Annotated in this window: 3 protein-coding genes; 1 reads left to right on the forward strand and 2 read right to left on the reverse strand. The window is 43.9% G+C overall.

All coding sequences use genetic code 11. From position 1 onward, the window contains the following. The coding region (locus tag JR005_RS15070) for a Smr/MutS family protein (protein WP_228731715.1) at positions 1 to 444 on the forward strand (444 nt) is incomplete at its 5' end. A 10-nt stretch (positions 445 to 454) separates the two neighbouring features. Here the strand turns inward: JR005_RS15070 and xdhC are convergent. Both xdhC and xdhB read right to left on the reverse strand, forming a co-directional pair. Then, positions 455 to 1,432, reverse strand: a complete 978-nt coding sequence (xdhC, locus tag JR005_RS14035; protein ID WP_171498113.1) for a xanthine dehydrogenase accessory protein XdhC — start codon at positions 1,430 to 1,432, stop codon at positions 455 to 457. Between the two features lie 12 nt (positions 1,433 to 1,444). Beyond that, the coding region (gene xdhB / locus JR005_RS14040) for a xanthine dehydrogenase molybdopterin binding subunit (RefSeq protein ID WP_228731716.1) at positions 1,445 to 3,599 on the reverse strand (2,155 nt) is incomplete at its 5' end.

Here is a 3,599-nt window from a genome sequence, read left to right on the forward strand (position 1 = left end):
GCAAAACGTGCAGCAGCAGAAGGCAGTACTGACACTGAAATGACTGAAATTTCAGATACCCAAGCCATTTTAAATCCTGTTGCCAGTCAGGCAAGTCTAAGTTATCGCATTGCGACCTTACAGCATAAAGTCTTTGAAGATTTAAAAGCGGGTAAATTACGCTGGTTTGAAGCCGTTGATTTACATGGCTGTACCGTTGAGCAGGCTCGTTCAGCAGTCCTTGAAATTATTCAAATAGCAAAAGCCGAAAATCAAAATGTGATTAAAATTGTACATGGCAAAGGACCAGAAGCCATTTTAAAAACCTATGTGAATGGCTGGTTACGCCAGCATCGCGATGTATTGGCATTTGTCAGCGCACCAGAAAATCAAGGCGGTACAGGTGCGGTTTTGGTTTTACTTAAACGGGCAGAAAAGAATCCAAAATATGACGCACAGAAATGATTCCATTAAATCATTTCTGAATATTAAACACCTGTAGTAACTGTGCCACGACTGACACTGCAATGATTGCAGGTTGCTTGGAGCTAATCCCATCGATACCAATCGGGCAAACCAGAGATTCAAGTTGAGTTTGTGGATAACCCCGTGCACTCATGCGTTTTTCAAAAATCGCCCGTTTACTTTTTGAGCCAATCATTCCGACATAGGCAAAAGCTTGATCTGAAGGTTTCAACGCTTCAAAACACAATTGCAAATCTAACTGATGATCGTGGGTTAAAATCAAAATTACCCCCGATCGATCAAAATGAGCAATTTCCGCTTCTGGCGCATCAGTGCTAATACAATTGATTTGATCCATTAAATCACGTGGAAAAATGTCGTCCCGATTATCCACCCAAGTGATCTGTACCCCGATCGGCAATAAACAGCGCACAATCGCCTCACCCACATGACCTGCCCCAAAAATCATCACTTTCATGGCATAGGGTTGAATACTTTGAATCCATTGCCATCTGGAATCATCTTGCTGAAATTCACTGTTAGATGAAGCCGATGAATCATTTGCAATCGACCAAGTGGATGCCTGACCATCCGACACTGTCCTGATGATACTTTGACGTTTTTGCCATGCAGTCTGACAAGCAATCAGTTCATCCTTAATGGCTTCTATTTTTTCAAATAAGAGCCACATCACTCCGCCACAACATTGTCCCAAACGTGCACTAAGATTAAATCGTTCAATCCGTTGATGGCATGATTCAGAACTCAATAGTATTTGTTTGGCAATATCGATCGCCTGAAACTCCAAATGTCCGCCACCGATAGTATCAGATTGCTGAATCTGTTGTTGCTGATCGAGTCGTAACAGCATGGTTGCCCCCACTTCTCGTGGGGTCGAACCATCTGCACGAAGCACAGTGACCAATACGACAGAAATATTTTGCTGCTGCCATTCGACCAAGTCTCGCCACCATTGTAAATGCTGCATCATGATCAATGGTTAACGCAACTTAGGTTGTGGGCGATCCATCAACGCATGACCTCGACCAATTGAAATCGCACGTAGAATTTCTTCTGCTGTCGCGGGTGCATTTAACTCAAGCGGTGCATCCTCTGGAATCGCAGCTTGTACGGCTTGGCGAATCGCAGAGAATACCGAAAGTCCTAACATAAACGGCGGCTCGCCCACAGCTTTAGAGCGATAAATGGTATCGGCAGCGTTTTGATTATCAAACAATTTGACATTAAAGACATGCGGAATATCGACGCTAGTCGGGATTTTATATGTCGACGGCGCATGGGTGAATAAGCGTCCTGCATGTGGCCCTTGCGGTTGCCAATACAGCTCTTCAGTTGTGAGCCAGCCCATGCCTTGTATAAAACCACCTTCGATCTGACCAATATCAATGGCTGGGTTAATCGAACGACCGACATCATGCAAAATATCAGTTCGTAATACTTTCATTTCCCCAGTCAAAGTATCAATCGCCACTTCGCTTACGGCAGCACCATAAGCGTAGTAGAAAAATGGACGACCTAAATGATTGACCTGATCATAATGAATTTCTGGGGTTTTATAAAAACCACTGTCCCAAAGCTGCACCCGTGCCATATAGGCACGATTAACCAAATCAGGAAATGCCCATGACTGACCATTACTTGTAGTGACTTGATTATCTTCAAACTGAATGCCTTCAACATCACTTTGACTTATTTCAGCCGCAAGTTTGGCTAGGCGTTCACGAATCTTGATACAGGCATTTTGTACGGCTTTACCATTTAAATCAGCACCACTCGAAGCCGCAGTCGCTGAAGTATTCGGTACACGTGACGTATCCGTTGCAACCAAACGCACCTGATCAATGGCTAAACCGAGTTCATGTGCAGCCACCTGACGCACTTTGGTATATAAACCCTGCCCCATTTCTGTGCCACCATGGGTGATGGCAACCGTGCCATCCATATACACATAGACCAGTGCACCTGCTTGGTTATAATGCACCGCATTAAAGGAAATACCAAACATGAGTGGTGTCAGAGCAATTCCACGTTTAATAATTGCATTGTTTTGGTTAAATGCATCAATGTTTTGTTTACGTTTAAAATATTGACTACTTTCCAATAACTCTTCGACCATTTTCGGCGCAACATTATCCCGAACTTCTGCGCCATAATGCATATGGTCACGACCATTGCCAGGCTTTTCTGCAAAAAAGTTACGTTGACGCACCAAGACTGGATCGCATTTTAAATAACGGGCAATGTCGTCAATAATCACTTCAATGACAAACATGCCCTGCGGGCCACCAAAACCACGATAAGCCGTATTCGATACCGTATTGGTTTTACAACGTAAATTACGCAGTTGCACCGCATTTAAATAATACGCATTGCCAATATGACAAATCGCGCGCTCATTCACTGGACCCGATAAATCCGCAGAGAAACCACAATTCGATGCCAGTTGAACGTTTAAACCCTGTAAAACACCTAAATCATCAAAAGCCACCGACCACTCATAGGCAAAACCATGACGTTTACCCGTTGAACTCATATCGTCATCGCGGTCTAAACGAAGTTTGCATGGGCGACCAGATTTCTGTGCTGCAAGAGAGGCAATACACGCCCATTGTGCCGATTGAGATTCTTTACCGCCAAAGCCACCACCCATACGACGTGCCTCAACACTGACCTGATGCATATTGAAACCCAATGCATGACAAATCAATAATTGCATTTCAGTGGGATGCTGCGTCGAGCAATAAACTTTTAAAGTATGATCTTCTTGCGGAACGGCATAAGAAATTTGCCCTTCCAGATAAAAATGTTCTTGTCCACCGAGTTCAATTGAACCCGAAAGCTGATGAGGAGCTGTTTGAAACGCCTGCTCGACTTCACCATGACTAAAATCTACAGGTGGCAATACCCATGACTCTTGTTGAATTGCATCTTTAATACTTAAAATGGGCGTTTCTGGTGCATATTCAATTTGGGCTAAACGCACGGCTCTACGTGCCTGTTGATAGCTTTTAGCTGCCACCACAAACAACGCCTGACCATAAAATTCGACCTGATCTTTTGCAAAAATCGGATCGTCTTTGACAATCGGGCCCCAATTATTTTCAATGGTAACATCATCGGCGGTATAGACAGCA

It is taken from the genome of Acinetobacter sp. Colony158, assembly GCF_019264745.1.
GTDB lineage: Bacteria > Pseudomonadota > Gammaproteobacteria > Pseudomonadales > Moraxellaceae > Acinetobacter > Acinetobacter ursingii.